Origin of the sequence: Sphingomonas montanisoli (assembly GCF_008274695.1) — a bacterium.
Classification (GTDB): domain Bacteria; phylum Pseudomonadota; class Alphaproteobacteria; order Sphingomonadales; family Sphingomonadaceae; genus Rhizorhabdus; species Rhizorhabdus montanisoli.
This window is the reverse complement of the sequence record NZ_VTOU01000001.1, coordinates 313,606-336,107: the sequence shown is the minus strand read 5'-3', so window position 1 is coordinate 336,107 and position 22,502 is coordinate 313,606. Positions and strand designations below refer to the sequence as shown.

The following is a 22,502-nucleotide window of genomic DNA, read 5'->3' as shown; positions in this document are numbered from 1 at the left end:
GTTCCTGCGGACACGCTATTGTGGTAGCGATGCCACTATGATCGTGCCGGCCAGCCGAATTTACCGCCTGCGGCGACGTCTCGCCGCGGCGACTCGACGCTGGCCGATCATGCCCTTTCTGGAAGGGCTGACCCTCGCCGCCGTCCTGATCATCGCTATCATCAGCTATCTGGTGATCAGCGGGCAGGGCGCGCCCGAGCGGCTGATGAGCCCGCCGCTGATCGCGCTGCTGCTCGTCGGCAATCTCGTGCCGATCATGGGGCTGATGGTGCTGATCGCCCGGCGGGTCGCGCTCGCCCGCGCGGCGCGGTCCGAACTGGGCAATCGCGCGCGGCTCCATGTGCGCCTCGTCGCCTTGTTCGCCGCGATCGCGATGATCCCGACGTTGCTGGTCGTGATCTTCGCCTCGCTCCTCTTCCAGTTCGGGATCGAATTTTCCTTCTCCGATCGCGCGCGCGTCGTGTTGGGCAGCGCCGAGCGCGTGGCGCAGGCCTATGTGCGCGAGAGCCGCGAGCGTCTGCTGGGCGATATCGTACCGATGGGCGGCGATCTGCGCGACGCGCTGACCGTCATGACGATCGATGATCCGCGTTTCGCGCCGATTTTCGCGCGCCAGATCGCCTATCGCCAGCTGTCCGAAGCCGCGATCATCTCGGTCGAGCCCGATGGTACCCCGCAGCTGATCGCGCTCGCCAATCTCGACAAGCGGCCCTTGGGCAAGCGTCTGCCGCCGGGGCTGATCCAGCTCCTGCAGGGCGGTCAGCCTTATATCACCGCGATTTCGGGCGATCGGATCGAAGGCACGATGCTGCTCGACAAGGCGAGCCAGACCTTCCTCTACATCTCGCGATCATCCGATCCGGTGGTGCTGTCCCAGGCCGCCCGCGCGCGATCGGCGCTGAGTGACTATAGCCGCCTGGTCGAACGATCGCGTGTGCTGCAAGTGCGCTTCAACATCGCGCTCATGATCGTGTCGCTGTCGATCCTGGGGATCGCGATCCTCGTCGCGATCCGCGTCGCCGATCGCCTCGTGCGCCCGGTGAACGAACTCGTCGCGGCCGCGCGGCGGGTGGCGGGCGGCGATCTGTCGGCGCGCGTGGTCGCATCGCCGGGGCAGGACGAGATCGGCGCGCTCAGCACCGCGTTCAACCGGATGACCCGCAAGCTGGGCGAGCAGACCGGCGCACTCGTTTCCGCCAACAGCCAGCTCGAAAGCCGCAGCGCCTTCATCGAAGCGGTGCTGTCGGGCGTGACCGCGGGGATCATCTCGGTCGACGAGGATCACCGCATCACGCTGGTCAATCCTTCGGCGCGGCAGATGCTCGCGCTGCCCGAAGAGGTGGAGGGCGTTCCGCTTGCCGACATTTCGGCCGAACTCGATCGCTTCCTGACGAGCGGCGAGCGCGAGGTGGTGCTGCAACTGCCGGTCGCAAACGAGCTCAAAACGCTCGCCGCCCGCGCGGTGAACGACGAAGCGGGGCAGGTGCTGACGTTCGACGATATCACCCAGCAGATCGTCGATCAGCGCCGCGCCGCCTGGGCCGACGTCGCGCGCCGCATCGCGCACGAGATCAAGAACCCGCTCACCCCGATCCAGCTTGCCGCCGAACGGCTCCAGCGCCGCTATGGCAAGGAGGTCGTCTCCGATCCGGCGGTGTTCGAGCGGCTGACCGCCACGATCGTCCGCCAGGTGGGCGACATGCGCCGGATCGTCGACGAATTTTCGTCCTTCGCGCGAATGCCGCGCCCATCCTTCCGTGAAGAAGCGATCGTCGACGTCGCGCGGCAGGCGCTGTTCCTGCACGAAGTCGCGCACCCCGGCATCGCCTTCTCGCTCGAAACCGGGGGCGAGGCGCCGACGATGATCTGCGACCGCCGTCAGCTGGGCCAGGCACTGACCAACCTCGTCAAGAATGCGATCGAGGCGATCACGGAGAACAAGGATCAGCAGGAGCCGCCTGCGATCGTGATGACGATCGCGGCCCGCGAACACACGCTCCTGATCGAAGTCGCCGACAACGGGCCCGGTTTGCCGCCTCAGCGCGATCGCCTGACCGAACCTTATATGACCACACGGGCGCGCGGCACCGGCCTTGGCCTCGCGATCGTCCGCAAGATTGTCGAGGATCATTCGGGCGTGATTTCCTTCCGCGATCGGCCCGGTGGCGGCACGATCGTCGATCTCGATTTCAACCTGGAGGCGCTGAGCGGCTTGGCCGTCGACGCATCCGACGAACCGGAGGCGCATGAGCGCCTGCCGGCATTGACCCGTAGCGCATAGGTGGTGTGAGCATGGCTTTGGACATCCTGATCGTCGACGACGAGGCCGACATCCGCGAACTGGTCGCGGGTGTGCTGGAGGATGAGGGCTATGCCGCGCGTATGGCGCCCGACAGCGACGGCGCGCTCGCCGCGATCGCCGATCGGCGGCCGTCGCTCGTCCTGCTCGATGTCTGGCTGCAGGGATCGCGGCTCGACGGGCTCGACCTGCTCGATGAGATCAAGCGGCGCGACCCCAGCCTGCCGGTGCTGATGATCTCGGGCCACGGCAATCTCGACACTGCGGTCGCCGCGATCCGGCGTGGTGCGGTAGATTTCATCGAAAAGCCGTTCGAGGCAGAGCGCCTGCTGATGCTCGTCGGCCGCGCGACCGAGACCGAGGCGCTGCGGCGCGAAAACGCCACCCTAAAGGCGCAGATCGGGCAGGAAGAGGAGCTGACCGGAAATTCGGCCGCGATCAACGGCATCCGCGCCACCCTGAAGCGTGTCGCCGCCACCGGAAGCCGTGTGCTGATCAGCGGCCCTGCCGGTGTGGGCAAGGAAGTCGCCGCGCGCCTGCTGCACCTGTGGAGCAACCGCGCCGATTCGCCCTTTATCGTCGTCTCCGCGGCGCGGATGGAGCCCGAGCGGGTCGAGGAGGAACTGTTCGGGGTCGAGGAGGGCGGCGAACTCGTCCGCCCCGGCCTGCTCGAACGCGCGCATGGCGGGACCCTGTTCCTCGACGAAATCGCCGACATGCCGGTGACGACGCAGGCCAAGATCCTGCGCGTGTTGACCGAACAGGCGTTCAACCGGGTCGGCGGCACCCGCATCGTCAAGGTCGACGTTCGTGTCGTTTCCGCCACATCGCGCGATCTTCCGGGTGAGATCGAGGCGGGCCGCTTCCGTGAGGATCTCTATTACCGGCTCAACGTGGTGCCGGTTGTCATCCCGCCGCTGCACGAACGCCGCGATGACATTCCCGCGCTCGTCGATCACTTCGCCGCTCGGTTCGCGTCCGAACGGCGCGTGCCCACCCCGACGGTCAGCGAGGATGCGGTCGGCGTGCTGCAGGCGTTCGAATGGCCGGGCAATGTCCGCCAGCTGCGCAACATCGTCGAACGCACGATCATTCTGGCGCCGGGCGATCGGGTGGGCCGGATCGAGATCGACATGCTCCCGCCCGAAATCCTGAACGATCAGGCGCGGCTCGCGCCGGGGGAGGCGGCCCGATCGATCATGGGCACGCCGCTGCGCGAAGCCCGCGAGACGTTCGAGCGCGAATATCTGCGTGTTCAGATCCGGCGTTTTTCCGGCAATATCTCGCGAACCGCCAGCTTCATCGGGATGGAGCGATCGGCGCTCCACCGCAAGCTCAAGACCCTGGGTCTGGCCGACGCGCGCGAGGGCGAGGACGAGGCGGAGTAAGCGCGCGGCGATTCAGAAATCCTGAAATATCAGGATCGAGAAAGTGCCGAGAAAGAGAATGATGTCGGCCGCATAGCCCGCTTTTTTGCTGGCGACGGTTGGCTTCTGATGCTTGAAGCTGTTGTTCACCCAGGCGTGCCAGCGATCGGGCCTGTTCGTCACGAGTGATGTCGTGTTGTTGAACAACGTCATCGTGGCGAGGAAGAATATGAACGAAACCAACCAGAAGGGAGTTCGCTCGAACGCCGTAGGGTTGATCGCATATTTGAATGTCCAGACCGTGATGAGCGATGCGAGGGACGCGAGGGCCAGTTTTACACGATAAGGCATGGTGCGCTCGTTATGCACCGACGCCAGTATCTTATTCGTTACCGGGTATCCTGAGGATAGCCAGCAATCCACCGCCGAACCGCGGATTGGATTGCCGCGTCGCCTGTGGCTCCTCGCAATGACGAAGAAAATGGTCGCCGTTGCCAAATTGCTGCATCTGCGAAGTGGACGCGCGTGCGTCCCCTCGCTATATGTCGGCCGTTCCCGTGTTGGGCGGGCGACGCACGACGCCATGCAAAGGCGCAGGAGCGGGCCACGACCCGCCAAGACCGGAGACCGGCACGATGGCCGACAATAAGGTCAACAACCTCCAGGATATTTTCCTGAACTCGGTTCGCAAGTCGAAGACCCCGGTGACGATGTTCCTCGTCAAGGGCGTCAAACTCCAGGGCATCATCACCTGGTTCGACAATTTCTCGGTGCTGCTGCGCCGGGATGGCCAGTCGCAGCTGATCTACAAGCATGCGATCTCCACCGTGATGCCTTCGCATCCCGTCGACATCTCCGAAGTCGAAAAGGGCTTCGAGGAAAAGAAGTCGCACCTGCTTCAGGAAGTCTTCCTGAACGCCTGCCGCAAGGCGCGCGAACCGGTGACGATGTTCCTCGTCAACGGCGTGATGCTCCAGGGCGAAATCGCGGCCTATGACCTCTTCTGCATGCTGCTTCGGCGCGATGGCCTGAGCCAGCTCGTTTACAAGCATGCGATCTCGACCGTTCAGCCGGCACACCCGCTGAATCTGGCCGAGGCTGATTCGGGCGACGATTGAGCGTTTTCAACCGGAGTGACGACGACGGGTTCGGCCGCGGCGCGCGTGCGCTCGTGGCCTTGCCCGATCGTGCCGATCAAGCATCGCAACGGTCGACCGAGGCGCGTCTCGACGAAGCGGTGGGCCTTGCCGCCGCGATCGGCGTCGACGTGGTGGAAAGGCTGTCCTTCCGCCTGCGCGATCCCAAGCCTGCAACCTTGTTCGGTTCGGGCCAGGTCGATCAGATCGCTCTGGCCGCCCGCATGGCCGAGGCACAGCTCATCATCGTCGATGGCGCGCTGACCCCGATCCAGCAGCGCAATCTGGAAAAGGCGACCGAGGCGAAGGTCATCGATCGCACCGGCCTGATCCTCGAAATCTTCGGCGAGCGCGCGGCGACGGCGGAAGGCCGCCTTCAGGTCGAACTCGCCCATCTCGATTATCAACAAGGCCGCCTGGTCCGCAGCTGGACCCACCTTGAGCGGCAGCGCGGCGGCTTCGGCTTCCTCGGTGGCCCTGGCGAAACCCAGATCGAGGCGGATCGTCGCTTGATCCGCGACCGGATGGCGAAGCTGCGGCGTGAACTGGAGCAGGTGCGCCGCACGCGCGGGCTGCACCGCGCCCGCCGCCGGCGCGCGCCGTGGCCGGTTATCGCGCTGGTCGGCTATACCAATGCCGGCAAGTCGACCCTGTTCAACCGAATGACCGGCGCCGACGTGATGGCGGAAAACCTGCTGTTCGCGACGCTCGATCCGACGATGCGGCAGATTTCGCTGCCCGGGCTCGACAAGGCGATCCTGAGCGACACGGTGGGTTTCGTATCGGACCTGCCGACCCAGCTCGTCGCCGCGTTCCGCGCGACGCTGGAGGAGGTGACGGGCGCCGACCTGATCATCCACGTCCGTGACATCGCGCATCCCGACACCGACGCGCAGGCCGCCGACGTCCTCGACGTGCTGGGCGGTATCGGGGTGGGCCCGAAGGCGCCCGAAGGCGCGGAGCCCGGACCGCAGATCATCGAGGTCTGGAACAAGATCGACCTGCTCGATGCCGAGGAGCGTGACGCTCTGTTGGCCGAAGCCGCGCGTCGCGACGACGTCGCCATCCTGTCGGCCTGGTCGGGGGAGGGCGTCGAAAACCTCCGCCGCACCGTTTCCGACCTGCTGAGCAAGGGCGCCCACATCCACCGCCTGACCCTCGACGCCGCCGACGGCGCCGCGCTCGCCTGGCTCCACGCGCATGGCGAGGTACTGGATCAGGTGACCGACGGTGATCGCATCACCGTCGAGGTGCGGCTGTCGGATATCGATTACGGGCGGTTCGAAGCACGGGATTGATCCCCATGAACTCGTCATTGCGAGCGTAGCGAAGCAATCCAGTCCGCAGTTCGGAGTGGGTTGCTTCGTCGCCGCAAGCGGCTCCTCGCAATGACGAAAAGGGGAGGGGCAGTCGCGTTACGCCGCCGCGTTCCAGGCGCCGATCGTCTCGCCCGCGATCGGCACCGCTTCCTGCTTCGCGCGCGCCAATGTCGTTTCCGCGTGGGCGACGAGGTCGTCGAGGTCGGCGTCGCGCTGGATGTCGACGATATAGCCGACGCGTGCGGCGACATGGACGTCGCGGCCGGCGATGCCGTAGGATTTTTCGAGCGTCTGGACGATCTTGTGGGCTAGAATGTCGGCCTCGCGCGCCTGGCCTATCTCGCTCTGCACGATCAGGAAGTCGTCACCGCCCAATCGCGCCGAAAGGCACCCGCGCCCGATCCGGCCCAGACGGCGTGATACCGCCTTGAGCACGGCATCACCGATCAGCTGGCCATGCTCCAGATTGATGTTGGCGAAGCCGTCGATGTCGACGCGGTGGATCGCGATCAGCGCGCCGGAGTCGCGCCGCGCGGCAAGGCTTGCGAAATGCTCGTCGAGCTGGAGGCGGTTGGGCAGTTCGGTCAGGTCGTCCTGCCGGTTCAGCGTCTCGAGCAGCCGCCGCATCTGGATCTCGTTCGATGCCGATCGATAACGCTGCATCATCGCGATGATCCCGCCGCCCAGAAACATGACGGTCAGCGCGGCTGTGCCGAGATAGGCGCCGCTGCCCATCGCGATGCCGACGCCGATCAGCGGCACGATCGCCGCGGCGATGCTCGTCACGCTGATCCACGGCCGCAACGCCACCGTCGCCGCCACGCCAGCGCCGTAGCCATAGACGAGCGCCACGATCGGCAGGCGCATATGATCGTTGACCAGCAGGAAGGCGCGCGCCGTGAACAGGCCGAAGAAGATCGCGAAGGCGATATAACTGGCGGCGAAGCAGCGTTCGATCGTGAACACCCGCGACGGCTCGATCGCGTCGGAAAAGACGGTGCGGCGATAGCCGAACAAGGTGCCGAGCCGGCCGGCCGACGAAAAGATGCTCAGCACGAACAGCACGAGCAGCGGCATATCGTCTGTATTGCGCACCACATAATAGCCGGCGCCCGCGAAGCAGATCGTCATGATGACGGCCGGGGCGGGAATCGCGAACAGCGACTGGATCAGTTCGATCCGCGTGCCGAGAGACAGCCTCGAACCGCGATCGGGCGCACGCAACAGACGAGGCAGTATATGCGGCCGCAAACGAAAGGCTCCCCCGGTTCCGGGCAGGAATAGCGCAAAACCTGTCTTTTTACAATGTTTTACAATTGCATACTAAAGTGTTAACTCGCGTCGATTCCATGATGTCAGCGGGCGCGTTTCTTCGCTTCGGCCCACAGATCTTCCTTGTCGTCGAGCGGCAGCCCGGCGAAGGAATCCCCCGCCATTTCCTCCATCGCGCGGAAGCGATGCTCGAACTTGGCATTGGCGGCGCGCAGCGCGCCTTCGGGGTCGATGCCCAGCTTGCGCGACCAGTTGACCACCGCGAACAGCAGATCGCCAATTTCCTCGGTTCGCGCCTCCTGATCGGGTGCGGTTTCGACTTCGTCGATTTCCTCGATGACCTTCGCCTTCGCGCCGTCAGGATCGGGCCAGTCGAAGCCAACCCGCGCGGCGCGCTTCTGCAGCTTTTCGGCGCGCAACAGGGCGGGCAGGGCCGCGGTGACGCCGGCGAGCGCGCTTTCATCCTCGCTCTTGCCCTTGCGCTCCTCGGCCTTGATCTCTTCCCAACCCGGGCTGGCACCGTCGCCGAAGACGTGGGGATGACGGCGGATCATCTTCGCGCCGATCGAATCGAGCACGTCCTTCAGCGCGAAATGCCCGGCCTCCTCAGCCATCCGCGCATGGAAGACGACCTGGAGTTGCAGGTCACCCAGCTCATCCTTCAGCGCCTCCATATCGGATCGCTCTATCGCATCGGCGACTTCATAGGCTTCTTCTATCGTGTAGGGCGCGATGGTCGCGAAGGTCTGTTCGACATCCCACGGGCATCCGCGCTCCGGATCGCGCAGCCGCGCCATGATGTCGCGAAGGTCTTCGATCATTCGTTCGGTCTCCGGTGGGGTTGCCAGACTAGGCGGGCGAGGGCGGGTTGCCAATCCGGGCGGGGGCCGCGAAAGAGGTGGGATGTAAACGCCGTTGGGGGACGGCCGAGCGCAGGGGGCGATGTGGCCGCAGCGGCGGATGCGAAGGACGGAGGCGGGCGTGTCGCCGCCTGGCTGCTGCATATCGCATGCGTGCTCGCCTTGTGCTGGCCCGCGATCGTCAATCGCCAACCTTTCTACTTCGCCGATACGACATCCTATGTCCGCGCGGCCGACAGCGCGGTCTATCTGTTCTCGGGCAAGCGGATCGCAACCGCATGGACCGCGCATTATGCCCGCGCGCTCGATGCGCCTGCACCGGAGGCGAAGCCTGTCGCCACCGTGCGGCCCGTGCAGGCCGCCAACGGCAACGATATCGCGCATGGCAACGTCATGGCCGGGCGATCACCTTATTTCGGCCTGGCGCTGTGGATCGCCTATGTGGCCAGCGCCTTCTGGCTGTTCGTGCTGCTGCAGGCCGGGATCGCTTATGGGTTGATCCGGCAGTCGTTGCGGTTGCTGGGGCTGGCGCGTCCGGCGATCGTAGCGGGGACGGTGGCGCTGCTCGCGTTGCTGACCGGGCTGCCCTTCTTCGACGCTTTGCTGATGCCCGACGCGCTCACCGGCTTCGGGATCCTGGCCTTCCTGCTGCTCGCGACGGGGCGGGGCAGGCTGGCGCGGTGGGAGCGGGTGCTGCTCGTCCTGCTGATGGCGGCCGCGGCGGTCGCGCATCTTACCCACATCCTGATCTTCATCGGCATGGCGGTGCTGCTGGGTGGCATCGCGCTGATCCGCCGTCAGCGTTTCGCGGAAATTCGTCCCGCGATCGTCGCGGCCTCGATCGCGGTCGCCGTCGGGATGATATCGGTGGTCGCGACGAACATGGTGGTGCAGCGCACGTTCGGAAAGGAGCCCCAACTCGTCCCGCTGCTCACCGCGCGCTTCTTCGCCGACGGCCCCGGCAAGGCATTTGTCGCGCGCGGGTGCGATCCGAAGAGGTTCGCGATCTGTGCCTTCCGCGATGCGCGCCCGCGCGACGACAGCGAGTTTCTCTGGTCGACCGTACCGGGGCGCGGGGTATTCCGCTTCGCCAGCCCCGAGGAGCGACGCGCCATGTCCGCACAGGACACCGCCTTCGCAATCGCCGTTCTCAAAGCCTATCCGATCGCGCAGACGCACGCGATGGTGGGCAACAGCTTGTTGCAGCTCGTCCGCTTCGACATCGGGATCAACTATGGCTGTGGCGGCATATCGCCGTGCTGGCCATCGATCCCCGAACCCGAACATGCGCGGATGATGCGCAGCCTCAGCGGACAGAATGGCTGGCCGGTCGATCTGATCTGGACGGTGCAGCGTGCGGTCGTCGCCGTGTCGGTGCTGGGGCTTCTCATTTGGCTGGCGACAACGCCGTGGCGTCGCGGCGGACCGGAGCGCGATCTGGCGCTGTGGCTGGCGCTGTTCATGGTAGCGATGCTGGTCAATGCGGTGCTGGGCGGCGCCGTGTCTGAACCCCAATGGCGATATCAGGCGCGGATCGTGTGGATCCTGCCGCTGTTCGCATGGCTGGCGCTGCTGCTTGTCCGTCGTGCACGCAAAGGGTGACAGGTCGTGACGCCATCGATATCACCGTCGCCTATGCCATCGATCGCGGTCATCCTGCCCTGCTATAACGAAGAGGCGGCGATCGCCGCGACCGTCGAGGGCTTTCGCCAGGCGCTTCCGGAAGCGCGCATCTACGTCTTCGACAATAACAGCAGCGATCGCACCGCCGAAGTCGCCCGCGCGGCAGGCGCCTTCGTTCGCACCGAACGGATGCAGGGCAAGGGCCACGTCGTCCGCCGCATGTTTTCGGACGTAGAGGCCGACATCTATGTGATGGCCGATGGCGACGCGACCTATGATGCCGCCGCCGCGCCCGCCCTGATCGCGATGATGCTCGACGAACGGCTCGACATGGTCGTCGGCGCCCGCCGATCGGAGATCGAGGAAGCCTATCGTCGCGGCCACCGCACCGGCAACAAAATGCTGACCGGGCTTCTGGCGTCGCTGTTCGGGCGCAGCTTCACCGATATCCTGTCGGGATACCGCGTCTTCTCACGCCGCTTCGTGAAGAGCTTCCCGGTGCTGAGCGCGGGTTTCGAGATCGAGACCGAGATCAGCGTCCACGCGCTCGAACTGCAGATGCCGGTGGGCGAGGTGATGACCGCTTATGGCGCGCGGCCCGAAGGATCGACTTCCAAACTGTCGACCTATCGTGATGGCTGGCGGATCCTGCGCACGATCCTGACGCTCTATCGCGTCGAGCGGCCGATCATCTATTTCGGCGCGATCGGGCTGCTGATGGCGCTCGCCGCGATCCTGTTCGCGATCCCGCTGGTGATCACCTACGTCCAGACTGGCCTCGTGCCGCGCCTGCCGACAGCCTTGCTCTCGACCGGCCTGATGATCCTCGCCGTGCTGGCGGGCGCGTGCGGGCTGATCCTCGATACCGTCACGCGCGGGCGGCTCGAAGTGCGGCGGCTTGCTTATCTGAGTTTCCCCGCGCCGGGCGATCCCAACGCCTGAACCCCTTTCTCGTCATTGCGAGCATAGCGAAGCAACCCAGGCCCGCATGAGAGAGGCTCGCGACCGAACTCCAGTGCGGGCCTGGATTGCCGCGTCGCCTGCGGCTCCTCGCAATGACGAATGGAGGAGGCGAGGGCGACTTGCCATTCCCGTCGTCTCCCTGTAGAGGCGCGCCTTCGATTTCCGGGCTGGTTGGAACCAGCCGCACATGCGGAGCAGGCATATGAAAAAAGACATTCATCCCGATTATCACATGATCACCATCCAGCTGACCGACGGCAGCACGTATCAGACGCGCTCGACCTACGGCGCGGAAGGCGACACGCTCCTCCTCGACATCGATCCGTCGGTGCACCCGGCATGGACCGGTGGCCGTGGCACGATGCTTGACGCGGGCGGCCAGGTCGCACGCTTCAACAAGCGTTTCGGTGGTCTCACGCTCAACAAGAAGTAAGCTTCTTCGCGAAACTGAAAATCGGGATGGCCGGGCCGCAATGCCCGGCCATTTCCATGTCGGGAACAGGTCGATGGCGCTCTCCAACTGGCGCAAGTTGCGTATCGCGGCCTTCTGGGCGACGACGGCCTTCACTTATGGTGCCGCGCTCATGCCGGGGGACGAAGCCCCCACGATGGGCGGCAGCGACAAGACCGATCATGTCGCCGCCTTCCTGACGCTGACCCTGCTTGCACGGCTCGCTTATCCCGTGGCGCCGCGCTGGCTCACCTTCCTGGGCCTTTCGATTTACGGCGCGTGGATCGAGATCAGCCAGGGCATGCCGATCTTCGGCCGTGACGCGAACATCTGGGACTGGGTGGCCGACAGCCTCGCCATCCTCGTGATGATGCTGGCCCTGTGGCCGTTCGAGAAGCGCCTGCCGCGCCTGTTCGAACGCTAGGGCGTTCTGGGGTGGTCGAATCGGTCGAATAAGATTATTGCGCGTGACCGTAATCTAATTTCGCGCGAGACTTGCCATGACCGCACCCTGGACGCTCCCCGACTTCGACGATCACGAAGGTCTGCATCTGTTTCGTGATGCCGCGTCGGGGCTGACCGCGATCATCGCGGTCCACTCGACCCATCTCGGGCCGGCGGCGGGCGGCACGCGCTTCTGGCATTATCCGAACGGTGACGATGCGATCGTCGATGCGCTGCGCCTGTCGCGCGGCATGAGCTTCAAGAACGCGATGGCGGGCCTGCCGATGGGCGGCGGCAAGGCCGTGATCCTGGCCGATACGCTGCGGACCAAGACGCCCGAGATGCTCGCCGCCTTCGGCCGCGCGATCGACTCGCTGGGCGGCCGCTATGTCACCGCCGAAGATGTCGGCATGTCGGATGCCGACATGGTCGCGATCGCCAAGACCACGCGCCACGTCTCCGGCCTGCCCGTCGCGGCGGGCAGCGCGGGCGGCGATCCGGGGCCGACGACCGCGTTCGGCGTCTATTTGGGCGTTCTGGCCGCGATCAAGCGCGCGCTGGGCAAGGACAGCGCGCAGGGCGTTCATGTCGCGATTCAGGGCGTGGGCAGCGTCGGCGGTGGCCTGGCCCGTCGTCTCGCAGCCGATGGCGCGAAGCTGACGCTGGCCGATGCCGATGCGGCGCGCGCGGCGAAGCTGGCCGACGAATTGGGCGCGTCGCACGTTCCGGCTGCCGACATCCTGACTGTAGAGGCCGATGTGCTCAGCCCCTGCGCGCTGGGCGCGATCCTGACCGAAGCGTCGATCGCGGCGCTGCGCGTGCCGGTCGTGGCCGGTGGCGCGAACAACCAGCTGGCGACGCCGAACGACGCCGATCGCGTCCATGCGCGCGGCATTCTCTATGCGCCCGATTACGTCATCAACGCCGGCGGCATCATCAACGTCGCGCTCGAATATCTGGGGGAGGGCGACCGCGCCGAAGTCGAAGCGCGCGTCCGTCGCATCCCCGAGCGACTGAACGAAGTGTGGGCGGAAAGCGCCGCGAACGACGTTCCCGCTGCGATTGTCGCCGATCGCATGGCCAAGCGCCTGATTGGCCGGGGCTGAACCCTTGTAAACCCTCCCCCGGGCGGGGGAGGATTAGAGATCATTTCGTCTCGAACTTGACGAGCAGGCTCTGCACTGAAGCCACAGGCGCACCGGCGGCATTGCGGGCGGGCGTGGGGCGATAATCCTTCGCCAGCGCCTCGCACGCCGCCGGGCCAAGCGCCTCGACAGTCTGCATGAAACGGCGGCGCTCGCCCGCCGTCGACGCGCACTGGCTGATCGCGCCATTGGCATCGACCATGAAAGCGACCTTCGCATAAGCCGGGCTGGCGACGCCCGCGGGCAGGCTGTCGACCTTGACGGTCAGCTTTGAGCGGTCGGGCCGGCCCTTGCTGCCGGGCATCAGGAAGCTGACGAGGACGTCGTGCCGCGCGAAGGCGGCATTGCCCTGATCGTCCTTCGCGGGCTGAAAGCGCGCGCGTTTCATCACGATTTCGCAGACGTCCTTGTCCAGTCCTTCGTGGACCGGCGTGTCGCAACGTATCGCGGTGCCGTCGGGTGCGACGTCGATCGCATAATCGAGCTGGCCGCGCCGCGTCACCTGCAGCGCGGTCTTCGGATGATCCTTGCTGGTGAACCACGTATTCGGTTCGACCGGCGTTGTGGGCACCACCGCTGCCGCGATCAATATCGGTAACAAAGCCGCCATTTCAAACATCCCCCAACATCAGCGTGCCCCGCTGATCGGGCCATCGCATGTGGGCGGGTGGGTGACAATGGGGGGCGATTTGGCCGGCGCGGATCAAGTCTCTGCCGGCATCACCGGCACGATAGCATGGTCGGGATAGGGCATGATCATCGTGCCGTCCGGCGCCGCGGTGAAGGTGGTCTGAGTGGGATAGGCGAACTCGATCGCTTCCTTCGCGAACCGTTCGAGAATGCCCACGCAGACTTCGTGTCGGGCGCGGGCGAAAATGGCGAATTCATCGCTCATCACGTCCACCAGCACTTCGAAATCAAGGCTGGATGAGCCAAACCCGGTCATGCCGCAGCGAAAGAGTTGGGCATGTTCCACGCCAGAGACGATCTCCTCGACGATCTCCGGGATGCGCCGGCATGTCTCGGGGCTGGTCTGATAGATCACGCCAATCGCCAGCACCACGCGGCGACGCGGGAGCCGCGCGAGGTTGCGCACTTCCTTGTTCAACAGATTGGCGTTGGAAATTACGACCTCTTCGCCCGTTACCGATCGAACGCGGGTGGTCTTGAGGCCGATTTCCTCGACGGTGCCGGTGGTCTGATCCCAGCCGATCGAATCCCCGCGTCGGAAAGGCTTGTCGAACAGGATCGAGAGCGCCGCAAACAGATCGGAAAAGACGCCCTGCGCCGCCAGGCCGATCGCGATGCCGCCGACGCCCAGCGAAGCAACGAGGCCGGTCGTGTTGACCCCCATATTGTCGAGGATCAGCAGGATCGCGATTGCGAAACAGATCACGCTGACGAGCAGCCGGATGATGCCCACCGCGCTGCCCAGCGACGTCGCGGCTTCGTCCGATCCCGCGCGCTGCTCCACGGCACCGATGATCAGTTCGCGGACCCAGATCGCACCCTGGATGGCCGCGGCGACGGTGAACAGGAAGCGGATGGTTGTGTCGATCGCTTCGGGTGGACGCGCATATCCGCTGACCAGCCGGGCTGCGAGCATGACGATGAAAAAGAGATTGGTGCGGGCGACCGCACGTCCGATGATCGACGGCCAATGACCGCGCATTCCGTCGTTGCGGCATATCCGAAGCCCCAACATACGAATGCCGTACAGCGCCGCGATGATGATCGCGCCGACCGTGCCAGCTATCGCGATCCCCAGAAAGTTGATCGAGATCCAGTGAAGCGTCTGATCCCAGAGCGCTTGAAGATCGTGCGAGGACTGGAGGAGGGGGGTGAAGCCGTCGACCAGGGGATCGCCTTTTTTAGCAGTCATCAGTCTTCCGTCTGAACCTTGTGTCAGCTTGGGCGGCCCGCCGGCTTGGGAACCGCCTTGCGGCCCCAACGTGGGCCGGCAGCAGATCGTTCCGGCTCGGGTTCGTCAAAATCGTCCTCTTCCTCGTCCGGAACTGGCGGATATTGGCCATCGGGCGACTGCCGGCTCTTGCGAACGCGGAACGGATTCCACGCCCGTCTGCGGATGTGGCGCTGGACATAGACGTCGAAACCGATTTCCACCGCGACGATCAGGTAGATGAACGGTTGCAGCGCGATACCGACGAACGATGCCCCGAGCAGGTAGATAAGATGGGCATGTTGCAGCGACGCGGCGAGGGGCGAGACCCATTCGTCGTCACCCACGCTCTTGCGATAGGTGCGCCGTATGAACTCCATCCGGATGATGCCGGTCAGGTGGATCAGCAGGAACAGGACGATGCCGAAATAGCCCTGTTCACCCAGCATCTCGAAATAGCTGTTGTGGAAGGCGCGGCCCTGATCATAGCCCTGCACGTTCACGGTCGTGCCATCGGCCGTCCTGTACGACATGTTGATCGTCAGCTTGTTGGCCAGATAGACATCGAAGCCGCCGCCGAACGGATGCTCCTTCACATAGTCGAGCGTCCATTTCCAAACGGCGATGCGCGTGCTGGCCGATGCGTCACCATGATAGCCGGCGATCGTTTCCATCCGCGAATTGAACGAACTCGGCATTAGCGGGATCGCGATGATCGCCGCCGCCGCCACGATGGCGATATAGCGCATCCGATGCTTGGCGGCGCGAAGCTCGAGCAGGATCATGAACGCGATGCAGACCAACCCGGTGCGCGCCTGCGTGCCGATCGGGATCAGCAGATTGGCGAATACCAGGGCATAGCAATAGAGTCGGGTCAGCAGGTTGGGTGGGAAGATCGTGCCATATTTCGAGTACCACAGGATCAGCGGGATCATGCAGATCGCGACGGCGGATATGATGCTGCCTTCATACAGGCCGCTATTGTTGCTGACCATCAGGTTGAGCGTGCCGTAGCCGCCGCCGCCCGCCAGCGTCTTCAGGCCGCCGACGACGGTGATCGCGGATAGCGAGATGATCATGAAGATCAGCACGGTTTCGATCCGCTGCCGGGTGTACAATGTCATCGGCAGGAAGATCGCGAACACGAGCGCTTTCCAGACCCAGTCCCATTTTATCATCGCCTGCGTGAAGAATACCGCGTTCCAGGTGGTGATGGCGCACCATAGCAACAGAATGATCAACATGATCTGCCGGGCGGAGAAGACGAGTTCCTTCTTGTTGTCGTTTATCGCCCAGCCGACGAAGGCGGCGATGAAGAAGATCAGCGAGATCGGAATCGAACTGAGCAGGTAGAAGGCCAGGCGCTGCGGCGAAACAATGTCGATGTAGATATAGCCGCAGACGAAGAGGAACGGCCGCCGCATCGCCAGGACGATTAGCCCTAGCATGAATACGATCAGGAAGATGTCACGCACGGCGGCGTTTTCCAGACCGGTCCTGGTCGAAAGGCCGATTCTTCGGCCCGATCAGCTTGAACTGGCGCTTCGATCGCTGCGGCTCGGTGTTCAGATCGGGCGAGTTGAACATGCGGAACGCGGCCCAGGCGAGCAGGAGATGGGCCAGGATCAGCGCGCCGGTGTCAATCATCGTAACATCTTCCTACCCGCTTTCGCAGCGCACCGAAACAGGTTGACAAGGCGGTAGGCGACATGCGCCCTGCGACCTCATGAAGATCCTGCACATCCTCGATCATAGCCTGCCGATCCACAGCGGCTACAGCTTTCGTACGCGCGCCATCCTGAAGTCGCAGATCGCGATGGGATGGGAGGTCGCGGGGGTGACGGGGCCGCGTTACAACGCGCCCGATCCCGATCCCCAGGTGGAGGAAGGGTTGACCTTCTATCGCACTGCGCCCGTCAGGAAGGCGATCGCGCCGTTCGGCGAGTTGCGCGAGGTGAAGGCGCTGGCCGATCGGGTGATCGAGGTCGCCCGCGAATGGAAACCCGATCTGCTCCACGCGCATTCGCCCGCGCTCGATGGCCTGGCGGGGCTGCGGGCGGCAAAGGCGCTCAAACTGCCTCTGGTCTATGAGATCCGGGCGTTCTGGGAGGATGCCGCGGTCGGCAACGGAACGGGCACCGAGGGATCGGCAATCTACCGCCTGACCCGCGCGGTGGAATCGCATGTCGTGAAGAATGCCAGTGCCGTCGCGGTGATCTGCGAAGGGCTGAAGGGCGATCTGATCGCGCGCGGCACGCCCGCGAACAAGGTGATGGTGTCGCCCAACGGGGTCGATCTGGAGCTGTTCGGCGACATTCCGCCCCCCGATCTGGAGCTGGCGGCAAAGCTGGGGATCGAGCCGGGTGACATCATCGGCTTCATCGGATCCTTCTACGATTATGAAGGGCTCGACGATCTGATCGCCGCCATGCCCATGATCGTCGCGCGGCGGCCCAAGGCGCAACTGTTGCTGGTCGGGGGCGGGCCGATGGAGGAGGCGCTGAAGGTGCAGGCGGCCGCATCGGGCGTCGCGGGGAACATCCACTTCATCGGTCGCGTGCCGCATACAGAGGTCGAACGCTATTACAGCCTGATCGACGTCCTGGCCTATCCGCGCAAGTCGATGCGGCTCACCGACCTCGTGACCCCGCTCAAGCCGCTGGAGGCGATGGCGCAGCGCCGGCTCGTGGCGGCATCGGATGTCGGCGGGCACAAGGAGCTGATCGAGGACGGCGTCACCGGCACATTGTTCGCCGCCGACGATCCCGCTGCGCTGGCCAAGTCGGTCGCCGACATGCTCGACGATCGTAGCGGGTGGGAGGCTATGCGCGATCGGGGCCGGGCCTTCGTCGAGCGGGAGCGCAACTGGGGCGTGAACGTCGCGCGCTATCGGCCGGTTTATGAAAAACTGATCGGACCCCGATGAGCGCGCATTCGTTTTCAACCCGAATTAAACCTATCTCGCGCTAAGGGGGCTCGCTGGATCTTCATGGGTGCGCTGGTGGTAAGAAAGAAGAAGAGCGTCGGTCGGGTCACAAGCCTGGTGATGGGCATCTCGCTTGCGCTGCTGATGGGCGCGGCGGTGGCCTTTCTGGTGTTCGCGCTGCCGCAGGATGCCCTGGAGCGGCTGACGACGATGTCGCGCCTGTCGAAGCTGATGGTCGAGGCCGAGCCGCCGATCTCGGCCAACGACCGCGCGCTGCTGGCGGCACTGGCGGGGATCGCGACCGCGGGCGTGAGCTGGGTCCTGGTCGACTGGCTGTTGTTCGGCAAGGCGATGCTCTCGATGATCTTCCGGTCGCGCCAAGACGACGATTATGAGGAATATGATGTCGGCCACGGGCCGGCGCTGATCGACTTCGGCCCGCTGCCCGGCGCGCGCCCGACGGCGCCCCCGGCACTGCCCCAGATCGATGCGCGCCGTCCGCTGTCGGCGGTGACCGACATCGGCGAGCCGACCGCGGCGATCAACCCGGTGGGAATTCCAAGCCCGGCGGTGGACGAACTGTTGCCGCCCCTCGACCAGCTCCTGCCCGGCGTGCCGCCCGCACCGCGCGCCGCCACCCCGCAGTCGGCCCCGACGCTGAACCTTGACATGAGCGCGCTGGCGCCCGAAGCGCAGCCTGAACCCGTGCCGCCCTTTGCCGGGCCACCGGCGATGCCGCAGCCGTTCGCACCCGAGCCACCTGCACCGGCACCCGTCGCGGCGGCGCCTGTTCCGTCCGACCCCTTTGCGCCACCCCCGGCGCCCGCGCCCGAAGCCCCGGCTGTTGCGCCGTCGCAACTGCTCGCCTCGCCGCTGACACAGAATCCGTTTGCAGCGCCTTCGCTGGCGGCGCCCATTCAGAATCCATTCGCCGCTCCGTCGCTTGCGCAGGCGGCTCCACCGCCGATGGCGCAACCGCCGGTCGCCCCGCCACCCCAGGTTATGGCACCGCCGCCTCCGCCCGAGCCCGAACCGGCAATGGCACCACCACCGCCCGCACCGCCTCCGATCGTGGAGCAGGCACCGCGCTTCCATGCCCCGGTGCCAGCATCGCTCGACCAGGCGCCGCTTGGCGATCTGCTGGCGCGGCTCGAACGGGGCATGGCGAGCCGCCGCACGCCTGCGGCGCTGCCGGCTCGGTCCGCCCCGGTGATGGCGCCACCGCCACCACCACCTTTGGTCGCGCCCGTAATGGCGCCGACGCCTGCACCCGAACCCGTCGCGCCGCCGCCGCCGATCCAGGCGGCTCCGGTCGAGCACACGCCGACGCCCGCCTGGGTTGCGCCATTGCCGCCAAAGCCGGCGCCGGTTTCGGTGCCGACGCCAGCCCCCTCGGCGTTTGCGCAGCCCGTCGTGCCGATGCCTATTCCACCGGCGGCGCCCGCCTATGAAGCGCCGTCCGTGGGTGGGCCGATGCCCCTCGCATCGACCCCGATCGCGTCGACGCCGCTACAGGTCGATATCGGCCGTCCGGTCACGCCGCCGAAACCGGCGAACGTGCTGGACGGCGACGCGATGCTCGACGAGCCGCTGCACATGGCGCTCGAAAAGCTGCGCGAACTGGTGCGCAAGCACGGCTGAGATTTTTTCCCGAAGTTGTCAAAGTTGTCACTACGTCGGCGTCGGAGAACGGCTCGTCACACCTCGACCGTCAGCACCTCCACGTCGAACAGCCAACCGCGATCCGACGCGCTGACATCGCCAAGCAGGATATCGGCGACGAGATGATCGCGCGGGGGAAAGTCAATCTCGCCGATCGTCGTGACGAGCGGGGCGGGGTCGATCGCGCTGCGCAGCCGCAGCCGATGCCGCCCGCCTGTGAAGGTGACGCTCGCCCAGTCCGAACTTTGCCGTTCGACCAGTTCGATCGTGCCGCCCAGCGCCCCGGTTAGCCCGCGCAGGATGATACGGACCGGATCGCTCATCGCGCCACCTCCCTCTGCCGATCGGCGATATAGGCAAGCACGCGCGCGCTCATCTTCGTGCCCGGTTGCCGCCCCCGGCGCAGGTCGTGGACGAGGCGCGGATCACGCACGGCGTCGCGTCCGAAGCGGGTCGGCGGCACCCCGCTGGCCTTGAGATAACGGTCGATTGTGGACAGCAGATGCATCGCGGCCTCCATTGGCGATTCGAATGTTCTTTAAATGTTCTCATCTCCGATTTCCTACTTGTCTAGGAAAAATCCTATCATATAATCGTCGATATGGAGGATGAAGCTCGCCGGGCGCTCGACGCGCTGATCCGCGAACGCGGGGAGGATTATTCGTCCTTATCGCGACTGATCGGCCGCAATCCGGCTTATATCCAGCAGTTCATCAAGCGCGGAACGCCGCAGCGGCTGGCCGAAGCCGATAGGAAAATTCTCGCATCCTATTTTCGCGTGGCTGAGGAAGTACTGGGCGGTCCGGCGGTTGCGCCTGCGCGGGTCGTCGCGGCGGCGGGATCACGGCGCGCGCGGCAGGCCGATCTTGTGACGGTGCCGCGCATCGATGTCGGCGCGTCGGCGGGGCCGGGCGGCTTCGTCGATACCGAGGAGGCGCGCCCGCGTCTGGCGTTTGACGCGCGGTTGTTGCGCGAACTGGCGTCGGGCGGGACCGACGGCCTGTCGATGATCCGGGTCGCGGGCGATTCGATGGAGCCGACCCTGATCGACGGCGACGACATCCTGGTCGACCGCGCCGACGCCGCGAACCGGCTGCGCGAGGGTATCTACGTCCTGCGCACCGACGGCGCGCTGATCGTCAAGCGGATCGAGCGGACGGGGGCGGGATTCGTCGTGCGCAGCGATAATCGCGAACGCTATCCGGCCGAATGGAACTGCGATCCTGACACGGTCGACGTGGTCGGCCGTGTTCTGTGGGCGGGCCGTCGATTGCGGTGATCAGCCCTTCCAGCGGGGCTGGGCCAGATCGCCCGCGGTGACGATTCCCGGCCGGGCGGCGGTGACGGCGTGGAGCCGGTTGACCAGCGCGAGCGCTGTGGCCGCACCGCTGGCATTGTACGCGCCGGTCGGAAGCGCACCGGGCACGAAGCTTTCGCGGGCGTCGAACACGCAGCGCAGCGATGGGCGGCCCTCGATCGTCACTTCCCAGCGCGTATCGCCGTCCATCTCGCCCGAGCGGGGCCAGCCTTCGGCCAGATCGAAGCCGACGATCCAATAGGTGTTCTGGACGATGCGCTCGACGCCGTCCTTGATCCCCGCCCAGCGCCAGCGCTGACCGGCGACGGTACCCGCCTCGATCCGGCCGACCTGCAGATCGAGCGGGCGGGGGATGGTGACGAGTTCGCGGGTGGAGCGGATCTCATCCAGATCCATGCCCAGGCCGTGGGCGAGGCCGGCGATCGAGGCCTCGAAGAAGCCCACCATCGTCGCCAGTTCGGCGACCTTGCCCGACGCGAAGTCCTCCGACGTGTGGCCGAAGCCCATCATCTGCAGCGTCCCTTGGTTCGGATAGCGCGAGCAATCGGCATATTCGTCGATGCGGACCACGTCCCACGTGCTGCTGAGCGAACTGAGGGTCAGGACCAGGATTTCGTCAACGAAGCCGGGATTCTGGCCCGACACGAAGAAGCTCGCGCCGCCCGCCTTGCCGGACTCTTCAAGCCGGCGTGCGGCCTCCTTGTCGTTCCAGGTGGGGAACATGAAGCCGGCCGTGGTCAGGACGTCGATGCCGCGAGACAGGAAAGCGCAGATGACGTCGAGATCGGGCTGGCGAACCATGTAGATGACCGCGTCGGCATCCATCGTCAGCAACGCGGCCATGTCATTGGTGGCGCGGATGCCCGTATCGGGGAGGCCGGCGAAGCTGCCCGCATCGCGCCCGACATTCGCATCGCTATGGACGTAGAGACCGACGAGTTCGAGGTCGTCGCGCTCGATAACGGCGCGCAGCCCTTCCTTGCCGGCGAGGCCCGCCCCGCACTGGATGACCCGCAACGGTCGTTGGTTCACGTCGATCCCCTCCGCTTATGCTCGTTGCTGCAAGCGATACATAGAGCCGGGACGGTGCGCGATCCACCCGAACGCACATCGGAGTTGCGTTATGGACGCGCGGGGAGCGATCCGCCGTTCAGCGGCGCCGGTCGTACAGCCACAGCCCAATGGTGATCGCGGCGCCGATCGCGGTGCCGACGATGATGCCGATCGTGGGCTGATGCATCCGCCCGCCGATGAAGGCGCCCGCGACGATCGTGAGGGCGAGGATGGCGCCGGCGGCGCGCGATGCCTTGGGAGTGGGATCGGACATGTGCGCCCCTTGCCACGGCGCGGCGTGCGATGCCAGCCACTCTCCCGTTCATGGAGGAGTAAGGGCGCACGCGGAATGGCATGTCCCAACCGTCCCGTTGCGGGAACATCGACCCGATCCGGGATTTGGTGAACGTGCCGTGCACCAGCGAAAGGGCTGAAATCGGCCAGACCCGCAAAGCTGGCACGCCACTTGGAAGGGGGAAGGGGACTGTTGGGAGGGTTTGCTTGGAAGAGCTGTTCTATATCGCCGATCGATCGGGTCTCCAGCAGGCGACCGATCTGTTGCGCGACTTTGGCGACGCGGCGTTCGCCGAGGCGGCTTCGCGCGCGGTGCGCTATCGCGAGCTCGGCAATGCGATCCGTTTCTGCGAATGGCGCCAGATCGAGCGCGTTCTGGTCGTGCTGGCGCAGTCGAGCGCGGTCGGTACCGTCCACTGATAGGACGATCCGTCGCCGGGGTGCGGCCGATCATTTTCCAGTCGAACTGT

General features: G+C 65.4%; 24 protein-coding genes. 13 read left to right on the top strand and 11 right to left on the bottom strand.

What is annotated here, in order from left to right; translation table 11 throughout:
- The first annotated feature begins 37 nt into the window (after positions 1 to 37).
- The gene (locus FYJ91_RS01665) at positions 38 to 2,281 is read left to right on the top strand and encodes a sensor histidine kinase (RefSeq protein WP_149520543.1); all 2,244 of its coding nucleotides are present in this window, start codon (positions 38 to 40) and stop codon (positions 2,279 to 2,281) included.
- An 11-nt stretch (positions 2,282 to 2,292) separates the two neighbouring features.
- On the top strand, positions 2,293 to 3,687 hold the full coding sequence (gene ntrX / locus FYJ91_RS01660) for a nitrogen assimilation response regulator NtrX (protein WP_149520542.1): 1,395 nt from the start codon (positions 2,293 to 2,295) through the stop codon (positions 3,685 to 3,687).
- A gap of 12 nt (positions 3,688 to 3,699) precedes the next feature.
- On the opposite strand, the gene FYJ91_RS01655 is transcribed toward ntrX, so the two are convergent.
- Positions 3,700 to 4,164 carry a hypothetical protein gene (locus FYJ91_RS01655; RefSeq protein WP_149520541.1) on the bottom strand — a complete coding sequence of 155 codons (465 nt, stop codon included), beginning with the start codon at positions 4,162 to 4,164 and terminating at the stop codon, positions 3,700 to 3,702.
- A gap of 137 nt (positions 4,165 to 4,301) precedes the next feature.
- On the opposite strand from FYJ91_RS01655, the gene hfq reads away from it, so the two are divergent.
- Positions 4,302 to 4,784, top strand: a complete 483-nt coding sequence (gene hfq, locus FYJ91_RS01650) for an RNA chaperone Hfq (protein ID WP_127743204.1) — start codon at positions 4,302 to 4,304, stop codon at positions 4,782 to 4,784.
- Positions 4,781 to 6,100: a GTPase HflX gene (gene hflX, locus FYJ91_RS01645; RefSeq protein WP_149520540.1), complete on the top strand. Its 1,320-nt coding sequence runs from the start codon at positions 4,781 to 4,783 to the stop codon at positions 6,098 to 6,100. Before hfq ends, hflX begins: the two co-directional genes overlap by 4 nt.
- 117 nt (positions 6,101 to 6,217) lie before the next feature.
- Here the strand turns inward: hflX and FYJ91_RS01640 are convergent, their stop codons facing one another.
- Positions 6,218 to 7,372 (bottom strand): GGDEF domain-containing protein, encoded by a 1,155-nt coding sequence (locus FYJ91_RS01640; protein WP_149520539.1) that lies wholly within the window; start codon positions 7,370 to 7,372, stop codon positions 6,218 to 6,220.
- A 104-nt stretch (positions 7,373 to 7,476) separates the two neighbouring features.
- The gene (mazG, locus tag FYJ91_RS01635) at positions 7,477 to 8,214 is read right to left on the bottom strand and encodes a nucleoside triphosphate pyrophosphohydrolase (RefSeq protein WP_149520538.1); all 738 of its coding nucleotides are present in this window, start codon (positions 8,212 to 8,214) and stop codon (positions 7,477 to 7,479) included.
- Between the two features lie 123 nt (positions 8,215 to 8,337).
- On the opposite strand from mazG, the gene FYJ91_RS01630 reads away from it, so the two are divergent.
- The 5 genes from FYJ91_RS01630 to FYJ91_RS01610 all read left to right on the top strand — a co-directional run bounded on the left by FYJ91_RS01630 (position 8,338) and on the right by FYJ91_RS01610 (position 12,840).
- A complete protein-coding gene (locus FYJ91_RS01630; protein WP_149520537.1) occupies positions 8,338 to 9,855 on the top strand; it encodes a hypothetical protein in 1,518 nt (505 codons plus the stop codon).
- A gap of 33 nt (positions 9,856 to 9,888) precedes the next feature.
- Complete coding sequence (locus FYJ91_RS01625; protein WP_149520536.1) at positions 9,889 to 10,818, top strand: glycosyltransferase family 2 protein; 930 nt, start codon at positions 9,889 to 9,891, stop codon at positions 10,816 to 10,818.
- Between the two features lie 223 nt (positions 10,819 to 11,041).
- Positions 11,042 to 11,272, top strand: coding sequence for a 50S ribosomal protein L31 (gene rpmE, locus FYJ91_RS01620; RefSeq protein WP_149520535.1), 231 nt, complete (start codon positions 11,042 to 11,044; stop codon positions 11,270 to 11,272).
- Positions 11,273 to 11,345: 73 nt separating this feature from the next.
- Positions 11,346 to 11,714 carry a VanZ family protein gene (locus FYJ91_RS01615; protein WP_149520534.1) on the top strand — a complete coding sequence of 123 codons (369 nt, stop codon included), beginning with the start codon at positions 11,346 to 11,348 and terminating at the stop codon, positions 11,712 to 11,714.
- Between the two features lie 76 nt (positions 11,715 to 11,790).
- Positions 11,791 to 12,840 (top strand): Glu/Leu/Phe/Val family dehydrogenase, encoded by a 1,050-nt coding sequence (locus tag FYJ91_RS01610; RefSeq protein ID WP_149520533.1) that lies wholly within the window; start codon positions 11,791 to 11,793, stop codon positions 12,838 to 12,840.
- 40 nt (positions 12,841 to 12,880) lie between these two features.
- On the opposite strand, the gene FYJ91_RS01605 is transcribed toward FYJ91_RS01610, so the two are convergent.
- The 4 genes from FYJ91_RS01605 to FYJ91_RS01590 form a co-directional block, all read right to left on the bottom strand.
- Positions 12,881 to 13,489 (bottom strand): hypothetical protein, encoded by a 609-nt coding sequence (locus FYJ91_RS01605; RefSeq protein WP_149520532.1) that lies wholly within the window; start codon positions 13,487 to 13,489, stop codon positions 12,881 to 12,883.
- 93 nt (positions 13,490 to 13,582) lie between these two features.
- Entirely contained in the window at positions 13,583 to 14,761 is a 1,179-nt protein-coding gene (locus tag FYJ91_RS01600; protein WP_149520531.1) for a mechanosensitive ion channel family protein, read from the bottom strand.
- Positions 14,762 to 14,784: 23 nt separating this feature from the next.
- Complete coding sequence (locus FYJ91_RS01595) at positions 14,785 to 16,254, bottom strand: putative O-glycosylation ligase, exosortase A system-associated (protein WP_149520530.1); 1,470 nt, start codon at positions 16,252 to 16,254, stop codon at positions 14,785 to 14,787.
- A complete protein-coding gene (locus tag FYJ91_RS01590) occupies positions 16,247 to 16,426 on the bottom strand; it encodes a hypothetical protein (RefSeq protein WP_149520529.1) in 180 nt (59 codons plus the stop codon). The genes FYJ91_RS01595 and FYJ91_RS01590 overlap by 8 nt, the downstream gene beginning before the upstream one ends.
- Positions 16,427 to 16,505: 79 nt before the next feature.
- Between FYJ91_RS01590 and FYJ91_RS01585 the strand changes: the two genes are divergently transcribed.
- A complete protein-coding gene (locus FYJ91_RS01585) occupies positions 16,506 to 17,705 on the top strand; it encodes a TIGR04063 family PEP-CTERM/XrtA system glycosyltransferase (protein WP_149520528.1) in 1,200 nt (399 codons plus the stop codon).
- Positions 17,706 to 17,780: 75 nt separating this feature from the next.
- Positions 17,781 to 19,346, top strand: a complete 1,566-nt coding sequence (locus FYJ91_RS01580; protein WP_149520527.1) for a hypothetical protein — start codon at positions 17,781 to 17,783, stop codon at positions 19,344 to 19,346.
- 56 nt (positions 19,347 to 19,402) lie between these two features.
- Here FYJ91_RS01580 and FYJ91_RS01575 read toward each other — a convergent pair whose 3' ends face one another.
- Both FYJ91_RS01575 and FYJ91_RS01570 read right to left on the bottom strand, forming a co-directional pair.
- Positions 19,403 to 19,690 carry a hypothetical protein gene (locus FYJ91_RS01575; protein ID WP_149520526.1) on the bottom strand — a complete coding sequence of 96 codons (288 nt, stop codon included), beginning with the start codon at positions 19,688 to 19,690 and terminating at the stop codon, positions 19,403 to 19,405.
- Positions 19,687 to 19,875, bottom strand: a complete 189-nt coding sequence (locus tag FYJ91_RS01570) for a hypothetical protein (protein WP_149520525.1) — start codon at positions 19,873 to 19,875, stop codon at positions 19,687 to 19,689. The genes FYJ91_RS01575 and FYJ91_RS01570 overlap by 4 nt, the downstream gene beginning before the upstream one ends.
- A gap of 93 nt (positions 19,876 to 19,968) precedes the next feature.
- On the opposite strand from FYJ91_RS01570, the gene FYJ91_RS01565 reads away from it, so the two are divergent.
- The gene (locus FYJ91_RS01565) at positions 19,969 to 20,646 is read left to right on the top strand and encodes a S24 family peptidase (RefSeq protein ID WP_149520524.1); all 678 of its coding nucleotides are present in this window, start codon (positions 19,969 to 19,971) and stop codon (positions 20,644 to 20,646) included.
- Here FYJ91_RS01565 and FYJ91_RS01560 read toward each other — a convergent pair whose 3' ends face one another.
- Together FYJ91_RS01560 and FYJ91_RS20490 are read right to left on the bottom strand one after the other, a co-directional pair.
- Positions 20,647 to 21,717 carry an NAD(P)H-dependent amine dehydrogenase family protein gene (locus FYJ91_RS01560; RefSeq protein ID WP_149520523.1) on the bottom strand — a complete coding sequence of 357 codons (1,071 nt, stop codon included), beginning with the start codon at positions 21,715 to 21,717 and terminating at the stop codon, positions 20,647 to 20,649. It abuts the gene before it with no gap.
- 118 nt (positions 21,718 to 21,835) lie between these two features.
- Positions 21,836 to 22,012, bottom strand: coding sequence for a hypothetical protein (locus tag FYJ91_RS20490; RefSeq protein WP_181008302.1), 177 nt, complete (start codon positions 22,010 to 22,012; stop codon positions 21,836 to 21,838).
- A 227-nt stretch (positions 22,013 to 22,239) separates the two neighbouring features.
- Between FYJ91_RS20490 and FYJ91_RS01555 the strand changes: the two genes are divergently transcribed.
- Positions 22,240 to 22,452 (top strand): hypothetical protein, encoded by a 213-nt coding sequence (locus tag FYJ91_RS01555; protein ID WP_149520522.1) that lies wholly within the window; start codon positions 22,240 to 22,242, stop codon positions 22,450 to 22,452.
- Positions 22,453 to 22,502: the final 50 nt, after the last annotated feature.